Origin of the sequence: Clostridioides sp. GD02367, from assembly GCF_045900275.1 — a bacterium.
Lineage (GTDB): Bacteria > Bacillota > Clostridia > Peptostreptococcales > Peptostreptococcaceae > Clostridioides > Clostridioides difficile_A.
On the sequence record NZ_JBJODK010000006.1, the window covers coordinates 90,760 to 111,479 of the forward strand.

General features: G+C 28.9%; 22 protein-coding genes. All 22 read left to right on the plus strand.

What is annotated here, in order from left to right:
- The first annotated feature begins 42 nt into the window (after positions 1 to 42).
- The 22 genes from mraY to Q3223_RS10150 all read left to right on the plus strand — a co-directional run bounded on the left by mraY (position 43) and on the right by Q3223_RS10150 (position 20,712).
- On the plus strand, positions 43 to 1,008 hold the full coding sequence (gene mraY, locus Q3223_RS10045; RefSeq protein ID WP_021385460.1) for a phospho-N-acetylmuramoyl-pentapeptide-transferase: 966 nt from the start codon (positions 43 to 45) through the stop codon (positions 1,006 to 1,008).
- 20 nt (positions 1,009 to 1,028) lie between these two features.
- Positions 1,029 to 2,384 (plus strand): UDP-N-acetylmuramoyl-L-alanine--D-glutamate ligase, encoded by a 1,356-nt coding sequence (gene murD / locus Q3223_RS10050; RefSeq protein ID WP_074178509.1) that lies wholly within the window; start codon positions 1,029 to 1,031, stop codon positions 2,382 to 2,384.
- A gap of 51 nt (positions 2,385 to 2,435) precedes the next feature.
- Positions 2,436 to 3,566, plus strand: coding sequence for a stage V sporulation protein E (spoVE, locus tag Q3223_RS10055; protein ID WP_021385452.1), 1,131 nt, complete (start codon positions 2,436 to 2,438; stop codon positions 3,564 to 3,566).
- A 17-nt stretch (positions 3,567 to 3,583) separates the two neighbouring features.
- Entirely contained in the window at positions 3,584 to 4,810 is a 1,227-nt protein-coding gene (gene murG, locus Q3223_RS10060; RefSeq protein WP_054271222.1) for an undecaprenyldiphospho-muramoylpentapeptide beta-N-acetylglucosaminyltransferase, read from the plus strand.
- A 269-nt stretch (positions 4,811 to 5,079) separates the two neighbouring features.
- Positions 5,080 to 5,820: a cell division protein FtsQ/DivIB gene (locus tag Q3223_RS10065; protein WP_054271221.1), complete on the plus strand. Its 741-nt coding sequence runs from the start codon at positions 5,080 to 5,082 to the stop codon at positions 5,818 to 5,820.
- Positions 5,821 to 5,842: 22 nt separating this feature from the next.
- Complete coding sequence (locus tag Q3223_RS10070; RefSeq protein WP_054271220.1) at positions 5,843 to 6,541, plus strand: DUF881 domain-containing protein; 699 nt, start codon at positions 5,843 to 5,845, stop codon at positions 6,539 to 6,541.
- Positions 6,542 to 6,545: 4 nt separating this feature from the next.
- On the plus strand, positions 6,546 to 7,220 hold the full coding sequence (locus Q3223_RS10075; RefSeq protein WP_407811926.1) for a DUF881 domain-containing protein: 675 nt from the start codon (positions 6,546 to 6,548) through the stop codon (positions 7,218 to 7,220).
- A 98-nt stretch (positions 7,221 to 7,318) separates the two neighbouring features.
- Entirely contained in the window at positions 7,319 to 7,672 is a 354-nt protein-coding gene (locus Q3223_RS10080; protein WP_054271218.1) for a small basic family protein, read from the plus strand.
- Positions 7,673 to 7,860: 188 nt separating this feature from the next.
- Positions 7,861 to 9,018 (plus strand): cell division protein FtsZ, encoded by a 1,158-nt coding sequence (gene ftsZ, locus Q3223_RS10085; protein ID WP_054271217.1) that lies wholly within the window; start codon positions 7,861 to 7,863, stop codon positions 9,016 to 9,018.
- 273 nt (positions 9,019 to 9,291) lie between these two features.
- Positions 9,292 to 10,566: a sugar ABC transporter substrate-binding protein gene (locus Q3223_RS10090; RefSeq protein WP_054271216.1), complete on the plus strand. Its 1,275-nt coding sequence runs from the start codon at positions 9,292 to 9,294 to the stop codon at positions 10,564 to 10,566.
- A 318-nt stretch (positions 10,567 to 10,884) separates the two neighbouring features.
- Positions 10,885 to 11,730: a sigma-E processing peptidase SpoIIGA gene (locus Q3223_RS10095; RefSeq protein WP_407811927.1), complete on the plus strand. Its 846-nt coding sequence runs from the start codon at positions 10,885 to 10,887 to the stop codon at positions 11,728 to 11,730.
- A gap of 24 nt (positions 11,731 to 11,754) precedes the next feature.
- On the plus strand, positions 11,755 to 12,477 hold the full coding sequence (sigE, locus tag Q3223_RS10100) for an RNA polymerase sporulation sigma factor SigE (RefSeq protein WP_054271215.1): 723 nt from the start codon (positions 11,755 to 11,757) through the stop codon (positions 12,475 to 12,477).
- 91 nt (positions 12,478 to 12,568) lie between these two features.
- Entirely contained in the window at positions 12,569 to 13,342 is a 774-nt protein-coding gene (sigG, locus tag Q3223_RS10105; RefSeq protein WP_054271214.1) for an RNA polymerase sporulation sigma factor SigG, read from the plus strand.
- 104 nt (positions 13,343 to 13,446) lie between these two features.
- Entirely contained in the window at positions 13,447 to 13,710 is a 264-nt protein-coding gene (locus Q3223_RS10110; protein ID WP_054271213.1) for a YlmC/YmxH family sporulation protein, read from the plus strand.
- 25 nt (positions 13,711 to 13,735) lie between these two features.
- On the plus strand, positions 13,736 to 14,197 hold the full coding sequence (gene nrdR / locus Q3223_RS10115) for a transcriptional regulator NrdR (protein WP_054271212.1): 462 nt from the start codon (positions 13,736 to 13,738) through the stop codon (positions 14,195 to 14,197).
- A complete protein-coding gene (gene pgeF / locus Q3223_RS10120; RefSeq protein ID WP_079739773.1) occupies positions 14,194 to 14,955 on the plus strand; it encodes a peptidoglycan editing factor PgeF in 762 nt (253 codons plus the stop codon). The genes nrdR and pgeF overlap by 4 nt, the downstream gene beginning before the upstream one ends.
- 14 nt (positions 14,956 to 14,969) lie before the next feature.
- Positions 14,970 to 15,662: a winged helix-turn-helix domain-containing protein gene (locus tag Q3223_RS10125; RefSeq protein WP_003416112.1), complete on the plus strand. Its 693-nt coding sequence runs from the start codon at positions 14,970 to 14,972 to the stop codon at positions 15,660 to 15,662.
- A 28-nt stretch (positions 15,663 to 15,690) separates the two neighbouring features.
- Entirely contained in the window at positions 15,691 to 16,980 is a 1,290-nt protein-coding gene (locus Q3223_RS10130) for an ATP-binding protein (RefSeq protein ID WP_407811928.1), read from the plus strand.
- A gap of 54 nt (positions 16,981 to 17,034) precedes the next feature.
- On the plus strand, positions 17,035 to 17,967 hold the full coding sequence (locus Q3223_RS10135) for a YIEGIA family protein (RefSeq protein WP_054271209.1): 933 nt from the start codon (positions 17,035 to 17,037) through the stop codon (positions 17,965 to 17,967).
- A 44-nt stretch (positions 17,968 to 18,011) separates the two neighbouring features.
- On the plus strand, positions 18,012 to 18,944 hold the full coding sequence (locus tag Q3223_RS10140) for a YIEGIA family protein (protein ID WP_054271208.1): 933 nt from the start codon (positions 18,012 to 18,014) through the stop codon (positions 18,942 to 18,944).
- Position 18,945: 1 nt separating this feature from the next.
- Positions 18,946 to 19,146: a capping complex subunit for YIEGIA gene (locus Q3223_RS10145; protein ID WP_021385530.1), complete on the plus strand. Its 201-nt coding sequence runs from the start codon at positions 18,946 to 18,948 to the stop codon at positions 19,144 to 19,146.
- A 237-nt stretch (positions 19,147 to 19,383) separates the two neighbouring features.
- A complete protein-coding gene (locus Q3223_RS10150; RefSeq protein ID WP_054271207.1) occupies positions 19,384 to 20,712 on the plus strand; it encodes a DUF512 domain-containing protein in 1,329 nt (442 codons plus the stop codon).
- Positions 20,713 to 20,720 lie beyond the last annotated feature (8 nt).

The window sequence follows — 20,720 nt, forward strand, 5'->3', positions numbered from 1 at the left end:
CTTAAACTAATGAGTTGATTGACAAGGGAGAGGAGTTTTACGATGTTAGGAATAACAGAGCTTACGTACACCGCATTGATTGCGTTTTTAATAGTAATTATAATAGGACCAATATTTATACCAATGCTTAGAAAATTTAAATTTGGTCAGACGGTTAGAGATGATGGACCTCAAACACATCTAGCAAAAAATGGAACACCTACTATGGGTGGAATTATAATGATAGTGGCAATTCTAATAACTGGACTTACAAGAGTAAAAGTTAGTCATGATATGGCAGTAGGTCTTATATGTATTGCAGGTTTTGGTTTTATTGGTTTTTTAGACGACTTTATAAAAATAAAGTTAAAAAGATCACTTGGATTAAAAGCATATCAAAAAATAATCCTTCAAGTTGCATTATCTTTTTATGTTGCTTTTTATCAGTATACATCATCATCAAGTGCTTCACAACTTATGATACCATTTACAGATTTTGTAATAAATGTTGGAATATTATATATACCAATAATGATGTTTATAATCGTAGCAATAGTAAATGCTGTGAATTTAACTGATGGATTAGATGGATTGGCATCAGGAGTAACTTTAATAGTTTCTGTATTTTTTATGCTATTTGCAAGTTCTATTGCTGGAAACACAGAAGTTGCAGTTTTAGCAGCAGCAACTGTTGGAGCATGTTTAGGCTTTTTAGGATTTAATTCATATCCAGCGAGGGTATTTATGGGAGATACGGGTTCAATGGCACTAGGTGGTGCAGTTGTAGCATTTTCAGTTCTAACAAATTCAGTGCTTATAATACCTATAATTGGAGGAATTTACTTTGCAGAAGCTCTATCAGTTTTAATTCAAGTTGGATATTTTAAAGCGACAAGAAAGAGATTCTTTAAGATGGCTCCAATACACCATCATTTTGAACAATGTGGTTGGCCAGAGACAAGGGTTGTATTCGTTTTTTGGATTATCACAGTTGTTTTAGCTTGGATAAGTATAATAGCAGTATTTTAGAGGTCTAGGGGGAATTAAAAATGAACTTAAAAGGAAAAAAAGTTTTATTAGTAGGACTTGCGAAAACTGGCATATCTACAATTAAACATTTAGATAAATTAGGTGCAAGTATAATAGTGAATGATATTAAAGATGAAAATAAATTGAAAAACATACTTGATGAATTGAAATCTATAAATGACATAGAATACATATTAGGACATCATCCAGAGGATGTAGATAACATAGATATGGTAGTAGTATCTCCAGGAGTACCACTAGACCTTCCATTTATCTTGAAATTAAAAAATTCAGGCAAGTATATAATTGGTGAAGTAGAATTAGCTTTTAAATTATCAAATAATCCAACTTTTATAGGGATTACAGGTACAAATGGTAAGACAACTACAACTAGCCTGGTAGGAGAAATTTTTTCGAGAGCAAAAAGAGATACATATGTAGTTGGTAATATAGGAAATCCTGTAATAGATACTATAGAAACTTCAAATGAAGAGTCTGTGCTTGTAACTGAACTAAGCAGTTTTCAACTTGAGAGCATAGATGAATTTAGACCTAAAGTAAGTGCTATATTAAATATTACAGAAGACCATTTAAACAGACATCACACTATGGAAAAATATATAGAAGCAAAAGCAAATATATTTATGAATCAAACTGCTGAGGATTTTTGCATATTAAATTATGATGATGAGATAGTAAAAGGTCTGGCTGACAAATGTAATGCTAAAGTAATTTACTTTTCGAGAACTCAAAAAGTAAATGGAGGAGTATATTTAGAAAATAATGACATAATAATAGATATAGATGATAAAATCAAGTTTCTAAATAAAGATGATGTAAGTTTACCTGGAGGTCATAACTTAGAAAACTGTATGGCAGCTATAGCAATAGCGTATGTCTGTAATGTTGACTTAGAAGTCATAAAGGATGTATTGATGACATTTAAAGGAGTTGAACACAGACAGGAATTTGTAAGAAACTTAAACAATGTAATATATGTAAATGATTCAAAAGGAACTAATCCAGACTCTACTATAAAAGCTGTTCAGTCTTACAATAGACCTATAATACTTATAGCAGGAGGAATGGATAAAGGCAGTAATTTTGATGAACTTTTTGAAACTGCAAAGTCATATGTTAAATCAGTAGTCTTGTTAGGAGAAACTGCATCAAAGATAGAAAATTGTGCCAAAAATAAAGGATTTAATGACATACATATAGTAAAAGATATGGAAGAAGCAGTTAAGACTTCTCATGAGATTTCAAAAAGTGGAGATATAGTGCTTCTTTCACCAGCTTGTGCAAGTTGGGATATGTATGAAAGTTTTGAAGTAAGAGGAAAAGACTTCAAAGATAATGTAAACAATTTAAAATAATCTCTTACCTCTAAACTTACTTAAATGGAAGAATGGAGGTATATTAGTTGGATGCCTAAAGAAAATTTGAAAAAACAAATTGACATAAGGATGAAGACTGAATTTGATGGAGTAGTATTTTATACTACTATGCTTTTAGTATTTGTAGGAATAGTTATGGTGTTTAGTGCAAGTTTTATACAATCTTCATTTAAACACAATGATGCGTACTATTTTCTAAAAAAGAATGTAATATATGCTATACTTGGGTTTATAGTTATGATTATTACATCAAGGATAGATTATAGTTTTTGGAAGAAAAATGCTACAGCAATTGGAGCTATAGCAGTAGTATTATTATTGTTAGTTCTAACCCCTTTAGGGATAGAAGCAAACGGAGCAAAAAGATGGCTAGGAATAGGTGCTTTAACATTTCAGCCTGCAGAAATAGCTAAGTTTGCTACAATAATATTAACTGCAAAATTAATTGAGAAAAATTATGATAAGATAAAATCTTTGACAAAAGGTGTTGTACCACTTCTCGTAGTTCCAGGGATATTTTTTGCGTTGATAATACTTCAGCCAAATCTATCAACAGCAGGTACTGTAATTCTAGTTACATTTGTAATGATATTTGTTGCTGGGATGGATATGAAAATTGTATTTGCTATGATTGGAAGTGGGGCTGCTTTATTTGCTGCATTAGTAATTGCTGAACCTTATAGGCTTAGCCGTGTTACATCGTTTTTAGATCCTTTCCAAGACCCTCTTGGTAAGGGGTATCAGGTAATACAAGGTTTATATGCACTTGGTTCAGGTGGATTGTTTGGTCTAGGCTTAGGAAAGAGTAAACAAAAGTATTTTTATATACCAGAGCCACAAAATGACTTTATATTTGCTATAATAGGAGAAGAGTTAGGATTGATTGGTTGTATAATAGTTATTATGCTATTTGTAGCCTTAGTCTACAGATGTGTAAGAATAGCTTTGAAGACTTCTAATGTATTTGCTTGTATGGTTGTCATAGGTATAGGGGCACAAATTGGAATACAAGCAGCTTTAAATATAGCAGTTGCAACATCATCAATGCCAGCTACAGGTGTAGCACTACCATTTATAAGTTATGGGGGAACCTCGCTCACCATCTTTATGGGAGCTATAGGTATAGTGTTAAACATCTCAAAGCATGTCAAAATTAATTAACAGGAGATGATGATTTGATGAAAGTTTTATTATCAGGCGGTGGAACTGGAGGGCATGTGTATCCAGCTATAGCTATTGCTAACAAAATAAGAGATGAGCATCCAGACGCTGAGATAATTTTTGTTGGGACGGAAAAAGGAATAGAATCAGAAATAGTTCCTAAGTATGGATTTGAATTAAAGACTGTAACAGTACAAGGATTTAAGCGAAAAATAGACTTCGATAATGTAAAAAGAGTTTTTAAGCTTTTTAAAGGTTTAGAACAATCAAGAAAGATTGTTAAGAAATTTAAACCAGATGTAGTTATAGGAACTGGTGGATATGTTAGTGGACCTGTTTTATTTAATGCATCTATGGGGAAAATACCAGCCATAATACATGAGCAAAATTCTTTTCCTGGTGTAACTAATAAGATTCTATCTAAAACAGTTACAAAGGTACTTACAAGTTTTGAAGATTCACATAAAAGATTTCCAGAGACAGCAGAAGATAAATTAGTTTTTACAGGAAATCCAGTTAGAAAAGAAATTTTATTATCAAGAAAAAATATTGCAAGAAAGAACCTTGCAATAAGTGAAGAAAAAAGAATGGTTCTTTGCTATGGTGGTAGTGGAGGCTCAAGAAAAATAAATGATGCAATGAGACTTGTGATAAAGAACATGGTGAATGAAGATATAGCTTTTATATTTGCAACAGGGAAAAGCTATTATGATGAGTTTATGGAAAGTATCAGTGATGTAAATCTTAAGCCATACCAAAAGGTTGTACCTTACTTAGAAGATATGGCAAATGCACTTGCAGCAAGCGATTTAGTTATAGGTAGTGCAGGAGCAATTTCATTAGCTGAAATAACTGCTCTTGGAAAGCCATCTATAATAATACCTAAAGCATATACTGCTGAAAATCATCAAGAGTATAATGCTAAAAGTATAGAAAAGCAAGGTGCAGGAATTGCAATTTTAGAAAAAAATCTAACTCCAGAGAGCTTAAATACAGCAGTATTTAAACTTTTAGGAGATAGAGAACTTTTAGTTGATATGGCAAATGCAAGCAAAACTATAGGGAAACCAGAAGCCATAGACCTTATATACGATGAGATAATAAAAGTATATAATTCAACACAAAAGTCCTCATCTAAAAAAACAAAAAAAGAAAAAGTTGCTGAAGAAGTAAAAGAAATAAAAAAAGAAGCAACTCCAAGTATAGAAGGTCAGGCTAAAGTGATAGGAATAAAGAAAAGGTAAATCAATATTTACCCCTAATTTATAATATATTAGATTTTCTAAATTATTATAAATTAGGGGTTTATTTGTATGCACATAAATTTAAAGGTATGAAATGTATATAGTATTTTGTATTTATTTTGATGAAGTATTGATTTATTTATATTTATTTATATTTTATTTAGATGTTTTGTAATAAAATGAAAAAATTTGACTTTAAATATTATAATTTTCTTGTAGGAAAAATAAGCTCTAAAGGTGTATTTATTAACCAAAGGGGTTGATTATATTTGAAAAAGAAAAGGAAGTTAAATACGAATAATGTCATGATAGTTTTAGTATTTATACTTATGCTATCTTTTGGGATATGTATGATTGTAAAAAGTGATTTATTTGATGTAAAGAAAATAGATGTAATAGGAAATAAGAGAGTGACTAAATCAAATATAATGAAAGAACTAAATATAAATACACATGAAAACATCTTTGCATATAATTTTAAAGATATGAAAAATGAACTTATGAAAAATCCATATATAGAAAATGTAGAAATAAAAAGAAAATTTCCAAATAAAATAATTATAAGTTTAAAAGAAAAAGAAATATTTGCAGTATTAAAGAATGTAGACAATTATTGTTATATAGATAAGAAAGGTAACTTGTTAGAGGAACTTAGGGGTTCTAATGAAAGTAAAAAAGATTTAATAGTAGATGTTGATTATAGTGTTGATGATGATAAAACAATAAAATTTAAAAATTATAAAACTAAAGAGAACGTATTTAAAACTTTAAATTCTTTAAAAGAAGAAGGACTTTATAGAAAAATAAATTATGTAAACTTAAGAAAAGAAAGCAATGTAGATATGCTTACAAGAAGTAATATAAAAATCTTACTTTCTAATGATGATAACTTAGATTATAATATATCTAGGGTAAGTAAAATTCTGATTGACCTGCAAAATAAAAATACAAAAGGAGGGACTATAAATCTCAATTATGGAAAATTAGCTGTGTATAGTCCTGAAGGATAGACAATTGTAAGGAAGTGATATATTGAAAAGAAGATTTATAAATAAAAGCATAGTCATAGGAAGTATTGTATTGGGTGTTCTTGTTAGTTTACAACTTAAAATTATTAATATAGAAAATAGAGGTATGACAACTTTTAAAAGAGGAGAACAACTTACAGAAGAACTCAAATCTCTAAAAAAAGAAAAAGAGGATTTACAGTCAGAAATTAATAGTGTGAAGAAAGATATAGAGACTTATAGAGGTAAAAATGACGAAGGAGAGCAAGATATACTTAAGTCAGAAATAGAAAAATATGAGACCTTGGCTGGATATACAGATGTTGAAGGAAAAGGTATAAAAGTTGAGATAAATTCTGCAAAAGACTTAGGAAGTTCTGATAAAAACGATAGTATATTATATAATTATGATTTATTACTATCAATGATAAATAAATTAAATTCAGCACAAGCAAGTGCTATATCTATAAACGGACAGAGAATAGTTTCTAATACATACATGTATTTAAAAGAGGATAAGCTTTACATGAATGACACTGTCATAAAAGAACCAATTATAATAAAGGCAATTGGTGATTCTGATACATTAGCTTCTGCACTTAATATAAAATATGGTATTGTCTGGGAAATAGAAACGTATTATAATGCTAAGGTAAAAGTAAGTAAGGAAGAAAATGTAGAAATAGATGGCCATGGTGATATAAACAAAGTGGAGAGGAAATAATAGTATGAAAAAGAAAATGATTATATTAGGAGCGTTCATATTAGGCATTTTCATATCAACTTATATAAAGTCACTAGACCCAAATAAAGTGTATATAACATTGAGTCAGACTGAAAATATTGAAAGTGAGATAGAAAATACGAAGAAAGAAATAAAACATTTAAAAGAAGTACTTAAAAGTAACAAAAAAACTTTAAATGAATATAAGGAAGCAAAAGAGAATGGAAATGAATCTATCCAAACACTTATGAAAAGAGAGCTTGAGGAAGTTAAAGAATTAAGTGGTTATTCAACTGTTACAGGGCCAGGTATAACTGTCACTATGAAAGATAGTGATAGAGAGTTAAAAGATGGGCAGAATCCAAATGACTTGATTATACATGATATTGATATTTTAAGAGTTTTAAATGATTTAAAAAAAGCTGGTGCGAAAGCAATTTCTATAAATGGAGAAAGAGTACTATCAACTAGTAAGATAAAATGTTCAGGAGCCACTATTACAGTAAATGATACTACATATGGACAACCATTTATAATAAAAGCTATAGGAGATATAGATTTATTGAGTGCTGCTATAAATTCTCCAGAATCATATGCTAAATCTCTTAAAGAGATATATGGAATCAACATAAAAATACTGGAAAATAATGGTAATAAAGTGGATTTATTCGCAAAATAAAGCGAAAAATATAAAAAAATAAAGAAAAAATAAGAAAATTTAATAAAAAGGATTGTAATATACTTGCGTTTCAAAGTAAAATAAAGAGGTGAGGATTTATGATATGGGTTTTAGGAGGATTAGCATTTGGTGTAGTAGTAGGTTACTACATTCCATTTACATATTCTATGGATTATTCCATATATATGTCAGTAGCTATTCTTGCAATAATGGATTCTATTTTTGGAGCGATAAAATCCAGTTTTGAAGATAACTATGACAATGTAATTTTTGTTACTGGTTTCATAGGGAATGCTATATTAGCTATATTATTGACTTATATAGGAGAAAAATTAGGTGTTTCTCTTTATTATGTTGCTGTATTGGTTTTTGGTATGAGATTATTTAATAATTTATCCATAATTAGACGTTATGTTGTTAGCGATATTATGAATAAAAAACGTAGAAATTAAAGAGCATTTGATATATATGTAAATTATTTTATACTCAAGAGTAATATTTGACAATATAAGTAAGAAAATTAAAAAGGAAAATTTACGTTTTTGTGGAATATGTTACTTAAAGGTTAACAAAATAAAAGAAGAAAATGATATAATTAATACATACGATAACTTTGAATCATGAGAGAAGGGGGTTTATGATGCTAAACTTTGACGTAGAATTAGAAGAATGTGCACAAATTAAAGTAATAGGTGTAGGTGGCGGTGGAAACAATGCTGTCAATAGAATGGTAGAAGCGCAATTAAAAGGCGTTGAATTTATATCAGTAAATACAGATAAACAAGCTTTATATACATCAAAAGCTGAATATAAAGTTCAAATAGGAGAAAAATTAACTAGAGGACTTGGTGCAGGAGCAAATCCAGAAGTAGGAAAAAGGGCTGCTGAGGAGAGTAAAGACGAAATAGTAAAATTGCTTCAAGGAGCCGACATGGTCTTTGTTACAGCTGGAATGGGCGGTGGTACTGGTACAGGAGCTGCTCCAGTAGTTGCAGGCTTAGCAAAAGAAATGGGTATACTTACAGTAGGTGTAGTTACAAAACCTTTTGCATTTGAAGGTAAGATAAGAATGAAGAATGCTGAAGGTGGAATAGCAGAACTTAAGTCAAAAGTTGATACTCTTATAACAATACCAAATGATAGACTTTTACAGATAGTACAAAAAAATACTTCAATGCTAGATGCTTTTGCAGTTGCAGATGATGTATTAAAACAAGGTATACAATCAATTTCTGACCTTATAGCAGTTGAAGGTTTAATAAACTTAGACTTCGCAGACGTTACTACTATAATGAAAGATAAAGGTCTTGCTCATATGGGTATAGGTAGTGCTAGTGGTGAGACTAGAGCAATAGATGCTGCTAGACAAGCTATTCAATCTCCACTTCTAGAAACATCAATACAAGGAGCTAAGGGAGTTCTTCTTAATGTTACTGGTGGACCTAACTTAGGATTATTTGAAGTTAATGAAGCATCTACTTTAGTTATGGAATCCTGTGACCCAGAGGCGAATGTTATATTTGGTGCTTCTATAAAAGAAGATTTAGGTGATGAAATAATGATTACAGTAATCGCAACAGGATTTGAAGGATTACAAAGTGGTGTATTAGACTTAGACACTAAACCTAAGTCAAGCATACGTTCTTCATTGAACACAACAGTAAAACAAGCTGTAAAAGAAATTGAAGAAGAAGTAATTGTTGAAGAAAAAATAGAAGCTCCTAAAAAAGCAAGTATAATTGAAGAAGACGATGATGAGAGCATGGAAATACCTACATTCCTAAGAAGAAGAAGATAATATGGAAATTTATAAAGAAGTCAGTAGACTTCTTTTTATTTTGCCTAATTTAATCTCCTAAAGCATAAAAATACATTTCAATATTTTGAAATGTAAAAGAAGTTTTTTAATAAATGAATAAAAACAACACATATAGAAAAAAATGATAGTTGTAAGAGTTAGTATAGTTTTTTATGATTAGACAAGGGTAGTCTTATTTGTTAATATTAAATCTGAATTAAATTGTAAATATTTGAGGAAAAAGACAAATTAAAGTCTGAAAGGGGATTAAGCATGATTAAGCTAAAAAAAATTCTTTCTTTAGTGATGGTAAGTGTTCTATCAGTATCAATTCTTGCTGGGTGTTCAAAAAAAGAAGATTCTAAGGGTAAAGATGGTAAAGAAAAATTAGTTGTGTGGTCTGCACCATTGACAGACCATGATGCAGATGCATGGAAACCAATATTAGAGAAATTTGAAAAGGAAAATAATTGTGAAATTGAATTCCAAATAGTTCCATGGGATAACTATGCAGAAAAATATGCAACTGCAATAAGTGCAGGTGAAGGACCAGACATAGGATACATGTATGCAGAGATGTTTCCTCAATTTATAGAAATGGGTGCAGTTGAAGATTTGACACCTTATCTAGAAAAATCAGGAACTTCAGATAATTACCTATACTTGGATAATGCAAAAATGATGGGTGGTATTTATGGATTACCTATAGAAGCTGCTAATCCAGGAGTACTATACTATAATAAAGATATACTAGAAAAATTAGGAGAGAAACCTCCAAAAACATGGGAAGATTTTAAAAGAATATGTGAAAAAGCAACAAAAGATACTGATGGAGATGGAAAAATCGACCAGTGGGGTCTTGCACAAGGTTGGGGTTCTAAAGTATTTGGAAGCTTAAACTGGAACTGGTATCCTTATTTATGGCAAGCTGGTGGAGATATATATAATGATGATTTAAAATCAGTTAAATTTAATAATGCAGAAGGTTTAAAAGCTGCAAACTTTATAAATGATATGAAAAAATATATACCAGACAATGCTTTATCAAAAGATAGTAATGAAATGGTTGAAAGTGTATTTGGACCAGGAAAAGCTGCATTTACTATAATGTTATCTTCTGCTGCTACAAGTACTTTTGATAAATCGTTTCCAGATTTAAACTGGGGATATGTAACTTCATTAGAAGACAAGACAGTTGGTAGTTTTGCTTCAGTGGATGATTTAACATTAATGTCAGCATGTAAAAATAAAGAACTTGGATTTAAACTTCTTGAGTATATGTTAAGCAAAGAATCAATGGAAGCATTCCATAAAGAAATACCAAGAGCTCCAGTTGCAAAAGGTGAAAAATATCAAGGAGACCCAAGATTTGAAGAAATGGTAACAAAAGATAAAGATATGTATAGACCATTGACTGTTGGGCCTCATGGAGTAGAGATATATGAATACTTATGGAAACAACTTCAAATGATGATAGCTGGAGATATAACTCCAGAACAAGCACTAGATGATTCTGCAAAATATGCAAACGGATTATTAGCACAATAATATAAATTTGAATTTATAGACTATGTAATTTGATTTTATACAAGTAAAAAATTTACTTGATATATTATTAAATTACATAGTCTTTTTTTATAAAAATATACCCCAAAAAGAACTAATAACTTCTACCTAGATATATTAGATTCTACAAAAAAGCTTATTTGTTTGATACTAAAAAAATATCTTTTGGCGACATAAAGTATAAGACATATATCATTGTTACTTTTAAATAGAATTTGTTTTGGATTCGACCATCAAAAGTGACATAAAATTTTGTACATACTATCTTATAATATGTTTAAAGGTTTTAAGGGGGGATACATGGTGTATATTGAGTACTATGTTATAGAAAACCTAGTAATAAATTATATTATTATAAGTTGTACTTCTATTCTCACTAAAAAATACAATCCTAAAAAAAATAAGTTATTGGGGGCTAGTTTAGGAGGTGCCTATTCTGTTGCTTATTTGTATCCATCAATGAACATATTATTCACAGTACCATTCAAAATAATAATTATGAGTATAATAACTTTAATTTCATTTAGAAGTAAGAGTAAAAAAGATTATATTCATGTAGCATTAGTTTTTTATCTAGTAAACATTTTTATTTCTGGAAGCACTTATTTTATAATTTATTTTACAGGAATAAGTCATTTAAAAATATCTTTCTTAATTGCATGTACTTATGTAAGTTGTGAACTATTAAAGTATATTTATAAAGACTTGAAAATGCTTAAATACATCAAGGAACTTACAAAGACTATAAATATAAACTTGTTAGAAAAAAAATTTTGTTGTAAAGCCTTAGTGGATAGTGGGAATTTATTAAAAGACCCAATAAGTCAAAGTGATGTAATAATAGTTAAGTCAAGTGTGTTAGAAGGGTTTATTCCAGAAAATCTATTAAATATTGACTATGAAGATATAGATATGAAGAAAGCACAAGAGATTATAGGGAGTCTAGATGATAAAACTTCAGGCAGGGTTAGGATAATACCTTATAAGCATGCTGGAAGTAATAAGACAAGCATCATAATAGGTTTAAAAGCTGATTATGTAGAAGTAGATGAGCAGAAGATAGGAAATATAATACTTGGTATCTCAAATTTTAATGATAGAGAATATGGAGCAATAATGAATCCAAATATATTGCCTGGATTTTAGGTGAAAATTTAAGGGGGACAAGGAATGTTACGATTGAAAGAAAGAATTATAAGCTTTATTACTATGTTAGGTATTAAATTAAAAATAATAAAGCCAAAAGGAATATATTATATGGGAGGAGCGAATATACTTCCTCCTCCATTAAAACCAGAAGAAGAAATGGAAGTTTTACAAAAACTAGAAACAGATGAAAGTGTAAAATCAATTTTGATAGAAAGAAATCTAAGATTAGTGGTCTACATATCGAGAAAATTTGAAAATACAGGTATAGATGTGGAAGACTTGATTTCTATAGGAACTATAGGTTTGATAAAAGCAGTGAATACTTTTAAACTAAACAAAAATATAAAATTGGCAACTTATGCTTCAAGATGTATAGAAAATGAAATATTAATGTACTTAAGAAAAAATAATAAAAAGAAAACAGAGGTGTCATTTGACGAACCTTTAAATATAGATTTGGATGGAAATGAACTCTTGTTATCTGATGTTTTGGGTACAGAAAATGATGAAATATACAAAATAATCGAAGAAGAAATAGATAGAGATTTATTAGTTATGGCACTTGACAGATTAAGTGACAGAGAAAAGCAAATTATGGAATTAAGATTTGGTCTTATAGATAAAGGTATCGAAAAAACACAAAAAGAAGTTGCTGGAATGCTTGGAATATCTCAGTCTTACATATCTAGACTTGAAAAGAAAATAATTTCAAGGTTACAGAAAGAAATGAAAAAATTTGTATAATGCTAAATTAATTCTTCTTAAAAAGTATAAAAAAATTGGAAATGTAAATAATTTCAATAGATGAATACTTTTGAGAGAGGACTGAAAATGTATGCAAATTAATAAGGTTGAAATATGTGGTGTTAATACATCGGAACTTCCAGTTCTTAAAAATAAGCAAATGAAGGAACTTTTATTAAAAATAAAAAGTGGTGACGAAGAAGCTAGACAACAATTTGTAAGAGGGAATTTAAGATTAGTCTTGAGTGTAATAAAAAAGTTTAACAACAGAGGAGAAAACATAGACGATTTATTTCAAATAGGTTGTATCGGTCTTATAAAAGCTATAGATAACTTTGATTTAAGTCAAAATGTAAGGTTTTCAACTTATGCTGTTCCTATGATTATAGGAGAAATTAGAAGATATCTAAGAGACAATAACCCAATTAGAGTGAGTAGGTCATTAAAAGATATAGCATATAAGGCACTACAAGTTAGAGAAAGATTAATTAGAACAAATTCTAAAGAACCTACAGTATCAGAAATAGCAAAAGAATTAGAATTAGAAGTTGAGTCAGTTGTAATGGCACTAGATGCCATACAAGACCCTATATCTCTATTTGACCCAGTATATCAAGATAATGGAGATGCAATATTTGTTATGGACCAAGTTCAAGACAAAAAAGATACTGATGAAAATTGGTTGCAAGAAATATCACTTAAAGAAGCTATTAAAAAATTAAATAGTAGAGAGAAGTTGGTATTAGATTTAAGGTTTTATAAAGGAAGAACACAGATAGAAGTTGCTGATGAAATCGGTATATCTCAAGCACAAGTATCAAGAATTGAAAAAAATGCTTTAAAAAATATGAGAAAGTATGTATAAGTAATCCCTGGACTGTAAACATTATTTTAAATTTAAATGACCTATATAGGTCATTTTTTTTTACTCCAATACATATTTATTTTTAAAGAAAGGGTGAGTATAATATGATTAGAGTTTCTGATATAATGGAAAAAGAAATTATAAATGTAAAAAATGGAAAAAGGATGGGATTCATAATAGACATAGATATGGATATTCATGAGGGAAAGGTAGTCTCATTTACCATCTTTGGAGATGGAAGTAGAAATTTTTTTTCAAGAGGAGGGGATGAAGAAGTTATATTTTGGAATGATATACTTAAAATAGGTTGTGATACAATAATAGTAAATATAGGTTCAGAGTTAAGCTTAGATGAATTTGAGATATAGTAGTTAAAACAAAGGAGGAATATATATGCAATGTCCTTATTGTAATTATAAAGAATCAAAGGTAATAGATTCTAGACATACAGATTTAAAATCTATCAGAAGAAGACGTGAATGTGAATCGTGTAAAAAAAGATTCACTACTTATGAGAAAATAGAAACAACTCCTTTAATGGTTATTAAAAAGGATAATAGTAGAGAGTATTTTGATAGAGAAAAGATAAAGTACGGGTTATTAAAAGCATGTGAAAAAAGACCTGTATCGATAGAAGATATTGAGAGTGTAGTTGTACATATTGAAAATGAAATAAATAAATGTTTTATAGAAGAAATTGAAACCAAAAGAATTGGTGAGATGGTAATGGACAAATTGAAAGACTTAGATGAAGTAGCTTATGTAAGATTTGCTTCTGTTTATAGACAATTTAAAGATATAAATACTTTTGTAAATGAGCTTAAAAGTATACTAATAGAAAAAGGAGACAAATGATGAAAGATTATATAAATATAAAAAATGTACAAGATATTAAAGAGTATGTTGATTTAAATGGTAACTGTAAAGAACTTGACGAAAAGTTAAATTCTATAAATCTAGTTATAACATGTAAGAATATAGATGCAAAAAGTAAAGAAGATATGTTAAAAGTATGTAAAGAATGTGATTTAAAATTTGAAAACCTAACTAGTAATTCTCAAATACATTCAGATATAGTTAACATAGTAAATAAAGATACTATAGGAAAGAGAATAGATGGAGATGCACTTATAACAAACTTAGAGAGAGTACCTCTTTTATTATTTACAGCAGATTGTGTACCTATATCAATCATAGATGCTAAAAATAAAGCCATAGGACTGGCTCATGCAGGTTGGAGAGGTACTTTTAGTAATATAGGTCATAAAACAATTAAATTAATGTCTGAATGTTATAAAACCGTTCCTGAAGATTTAGTTTGTATAATTGGTCCATCAATTGGACCTTGTTGTTATGAAGTATCTGAGGATTTGGTAGAAAAATTTAACACAATTCTTACAAATAATGATGAAAAGTTCTATATAATAAAAGAAGGAAGTTACTATTTAGATTTATGGAAAATTAATGAATATATGCTGAGATGTAGTGGAGTGAAAAAGGAGAATATAATAAATTTAAATTTATGCACTAGTTGTAGAGCAGATGAATTCCACTCTTATAGAAAACATAATAAGGCATCAGAACGAATAGGAACGGTACTACAGATAAAATAGAGAGGAGCTTTTTAATGAATACTAAAGTGCTTGTTATAGACGATGAAATGCATATAGTTGAGCTATTAAAATTCAATTTGGAGGTGTCAAATTACGAAGTTAGTTATTCATATGATGGGTTTGATGGATTTATAAAAGCTAAGGAAATTAAACCAGATTTAATACTTTTAGATTGGATGCTACCAAATATAAGTGGAATAGAAGTTTTGAGAAAAATAAGAAGTGATAAAGATTTAAAAAATATTCCTGTTATAATGCTTACTGCTAAAAATATGGAAAATGACAAGGTCGAAGGACTTGAAATAGGTGCTGATGACTATATAACTAAGCCATTTAGTATAAAGGAGTTGTTAGCTAGAATTAGTTCTGTGTTAAGAAGGTATAACTTGACTAGCTTAGGTGAAGAAAATAATATACTTACTACAGGTAATTTAAAATTAGATTTATCAAAGCATGAGGTCACTAAAGGTTCTGAAAAGATAGAGTTAACACTTAAAGAATTTGAATTGTTAAAATTATTAATTCAAAATAAAGGTAAAGTACTTTCAAGAAATTATCTTTTAGATAAAATATGGGGGTATGAATACTATGGAGAAACTAGAACAGTAGATGTCCATATAAGATATTTAAGAAAAAAAATAGAAGATGAAGATAAGTCAGAAAAATATATAGAGACTATAAGAGGTGTTGGATATAAAATAGATTAAAAAGGTTATATTTTAGGAGTGTTATCTTGTGGAAGAATTAAATAGCATATATTTTTTTATTGTTATGTTATCAATAGCTATTGTGATATTATCTGTAAGATATACAATAACATTAAGAAAATATTTAAAAGAATTTATATATGTCTCAAAAAAAGTAAGTAATAATGAATACCATGCTAGACTTAACATATCAGCTAAAGGAGAGCTTGGAGAATTAGCTAGAAATTTTAATCATATGATAAAAAATATGGATAAAACATTAGAAGAAGTACAGTATAAACATCTACAGTTAAGGTCTATATTAAAGAGTATATCGCATGGAATTTTAGCTATAGATGTAAATGGAAATATACTTCTTATAAATGATGAAGCAAAAGAAATGATAAAAAGCGAACCAAATCAATTGGTAGAAGGACACAATATTAATGTTGTAATAAAAGAAGAAGAAATATTAAAGCAAATACTTAGATTTATTGGTTCTAAAGATAATGAAACTGCAAATATTACGACTAAAGACGATATAGTATATAAAATAAAAGTAGACCCAGTGTATCTTCAAAACACTAATAATGTAATAATAGGTTCTATAGTAAACATAGAAGATATTACTAAAAAAGTTAAGCTTGAAAATATGAGAAGTGATTTTGTCGCAAATGTAAGTCATGAACTTAAAACACCTCTAACATCTATAAGTGGGTTTGTTGAAACACTAAAGTCAAATGAAAACATAGATGTAAATACTAGAAATAGATTCTTGGAAATAATAGAAAGTGAATCAGATAGATTAAAAAGATTGATTGATGATATATTATTATTATCATTCGTAGAAAATAAAGATACCCTTCTTATGGAAAATGTTGTAGTATATGATGTGTTTAAAGAAGTATATGAAATAACACAACATTCAGCTAGAGAAAAAAATATAGAAGTCTTATATAAATGTGATGACAAATCAATAAGCATATTATCTAATAGAGATTATATAAAACAAGTATTTTTAAACTTAGTTGACAATGCTATAAAATACACTCATGATAATGGGATTGTACAAGTTGTAGTTTTAAAAGATGAAGAAAAAATAGTAATTAAGGTTATAGATAATGGTGTAGGTATACCAAAAGAAGATGTAGAACGTATCTTTGAGCGATTCTATAGAGTAGATAAAGCAAGAAGTAGGGACGTAGGAGGAACGGGTTTAGGATTGGCTATAACTAAGCATATAGTTAAATCGCTAAATGGATGTATAAAAGTCAAAAGTGAGCTTGGTATTGGTAGTGAATTTATTGTTACAATACTACAAAAAAATTTCCTTAAATAGAAGGAAATTTTTTTTGTTTTTTGCACAAACTATATAAGAGAAGGAGCTGAGAAAATGGAAGAAAGTTTATTGAATGCAAATTTATTTAGACACTCTTTTATAGTTGCATTAGTTGTAGGAGTATTATGTAGAGGATTAGTTTTAAGAGTTACAGACAAACAGTACCCATCAAGACCACAAGATTATTTAGAACAGATAATAATATCAGGGCTTTCAGCTTCATTAGGTGCGATAGCATTGCCTGCACTTATAGATAAAGAGTTTTCAGCATTGACTTTTTTTGCAGTAGCAATACAACAATTTCAAGGACTTGCAGAACAAGAAAGAATAACATTAAAGAATATTGATAATGAAGAATTAGTTCCAAAAGGAGATGCTTATGTTGAAGAAATAGCCTCTACCTATGAATCTAGAAGTTATATAAGTCTCTTTTCTGCATTAGTATCTTCTATAGTTTACATTGTTTTTGCAAGAAAGTATGACCTTAGCTTTTTTTATTGTACAGTATTAGCTATTGTATCAGGAGCTCTTGTTGGTTTAATTTTTAGAAGGTTTTTAAGAAGGAATAGCATAGCAGACATAGCAGATATAGTTCCTGCAAAAATAAGCTTTGAAGGGCCTATTTTAACAGTAAATGGAGTAATAATAACTAATATAGGTCTAGAAAGTACAAGAGAAAAATATAAAAATGAATGCCTAGCTATAGAGGTTATACCAAGAGACTTAGGTGCATTTGGAATAGTAAATGATGTAGGGCAAAGACAAGCTATAATACATAATCTATTTATTCATATGGGTATAGATAAAGATGTAGATGAGGTTGATATTGTGGCTATATCTAAGACTAATCTAGAAAAAAGTACTGTGGTTATACCATATATGCCAATACTCAAAGATATAGATGTCATGATAGATGTAGTAAAGAGTACACCTATTATAGAAACATCAAAAGGGAAACAGAGTGATTTTTCTAGGAAGACTTTGTAGATTTACATGTAAAATTTTAGAATAAATATTTTAGGAGTGATTTAATGGATAGAGTATTTTTTGTTGCTGTTATTATTGGTATGACATCCAGAATTATAATGTTAAATTTAGACCAAAAACAGTACCCAACACAACCAAATGTTTTGCTATCTCAGCTTATATTAGCATTTGTCGCTTCTTCATTAGGAGCGTTATTAGTTCCAGCTCTTATAAATCGTTCTTATACATCTATAACATTTTTATCTCTAGCAGCAGAACAATTTAGACAAGTAAGAGCTAATAGAAGGAATACATTACAAAACTTAGAGGAAGTTCAACTTGTAAAGAGAGGCGCTGCATTTATAGAAGAGATAGCTAGAACTTATGAAGTAAGAAATTATATGTGTATAGTTACATCCTTTTTAACAATAGGATTGTATTATGTAATACTTGCAGAAACAAAGATAAGTGAAGGCGTAAGTTTGATAATAAGTTCGGTTTGTGGATTAGTATTAGCCTTTATACTAAAAAAACTCCTTACTAGAAAAAGTATTGGAGATATAGCTGATGTAATGCCTGCTGAGATTAGTTTTGTGAATGAGTCGATATTGAAGGTAGGAGATTTAAAAGGGATAACAAATATAGGTCTAAAAAGTGATAGAGAAGTATATATTAATAGAGGTGTAGGAATACAAATAATTCCTAAAAATAAAGATTATGCTAATGCTGGAATATTATTTGATTCAGGTCAAAGACAAGCAATAGTATACAATATATATTCAAGGTTAGGTTTATATGGAGATTATGGAGAACCTTCATTTGTACCATTACCTAGAAGAAATAAGGATGATGAAAGTATAATGATTGCTTATTTACCAATAGATAAGAATGTAGAAAAAGTAATGGAAGCTGTAAAGTCATGTCCAATACTTTCAAGTTCTAAAGGTAAAAACTTATCCCTAAAAAATTATAAAATAGGAAAGAAAGGAAGTGCATAAGATGGGAATGGATATAGGTTTAAACGAATATACCCTAGCTATAGTTACTTTAGATAAGAATATGAAAAATGGTGGAGGTTGCCCAATATTTTATGCAAACGATGAGAAAGACTTACAAAATAAGGCAATGTTGATGTCTAAGTGTGTAGGTGGAATGGTTCATGATATGACAAATGGAACGTTAATCATAGTAAAACATTAAGGTTATAAAATATTTCTAACAACAAATAGTATTCAAATTTTTAAAATACTTAAATTTGAATATTATTTGTTTTAATCTTTTTTATAGCTAGTTACTTATATTGACTATTAGAATTAAAATGTGTTATTATGACATGAAATGCTTAAAAATGCTATTATAAAATATAATAAACTTACAAACCGTATATGAAAATATATTATAATAAGCTTTGATGAATACAAAAGAGTGGTGAAAAAATTGGAAGTAAATGTAAAAAAAATAAATAACATTATAAGTAAGGTTTACAAAGATAGTATTGCAGAAGAAATGGGTATAGAAATAGGAGATTTACTTATATCTGTGAATGAACAGCCAATACATGATATAATAGAGTATAGATTCTTACTAAGTGATGAATATCTAGAAGTAGAAATACAAAAAAAAGATGGCGAAGTCTACATATACGAGATAGAAAAAGACTATGACGAAGATTTGGGTGTTGAATTTACAAATCCAATAATTGACCAAGCTAAAAGTTGTAGAAATAAATGTATGTTTTGTTTTATAGACCAGTTGCCAGAAGGAATGAGAGAAACTCTTTATTTTAAAGATGATGATTCGAGACTATCTTTTTTGCAAGGGAATTTTGTTACACTTACAAATATGAGTGAAGAAGATATAAATAATATCATTAAATATAGAATAAGTCCTATAAATATATCTGTGCATACGACTAACCCAGAATTAAGACAAAAAATGATAAGTAATAAATTTGCAGGAAAATTATATGGTATAATGAAGAGATTGGCAGATGCTCATATAGAAATGAACTGTCAAATTGTTTTATGTCCAGGTATAAATGATGGAAAAGAATTAGAGAGAACAATAAGAGAATTAGCTCAACTTTATCCATACGTAAATAGTGTTGCTATAGTACCAGTTGGAATTACAAAACACAGAGAAAATTTAGCAAACCTAGACATATTTGATAGTGAAGGTGCAAGTAGGACGATAGAACAGATACACAATATGCAAAAAAAATATCTTAATGAAATAGGGACTCGATTTGCCTTTTTATCAGATGAATTTTATATATTATCTAATAGAGAGTTACCTACATATGAAGAATATGAAGGTTTTTTACAGTTTGAAGATGGTGTAGGAATGATACGTAAGTTAAAATCAGAAATCGAAGAATATTTAAATACATTACCAGAAAAAATTCTTAAAAAAGAGAAAAGAGTTTCAATAGCTACTGGTCATTCTGCATATGAATTCATACAGAGTATGGCAAATGCTATGATGGACAAGTTTAAAAATCTTCAGGTAGATGTGTATGAGATAAAAAATAAATTTTTTGGAGAGACAATAACTGTATCAGGTCTTTTAACAGCTAAAGATTTAAGAGAGCAACTTGAAAATAAAGAATTAGGAGAAGCTCTTTATATAACAAGAAGTATGCTAAAAGCAGATGAAGAAATTTTCTTAGATAATATTGAATTAAATCAATTAGAAGAACTTATGAAAATAAAAATTATCCCATGTTTGAATGAAGGAAAAGACTTTGTGGATAAAATTTTAAAATAGAAAACAAA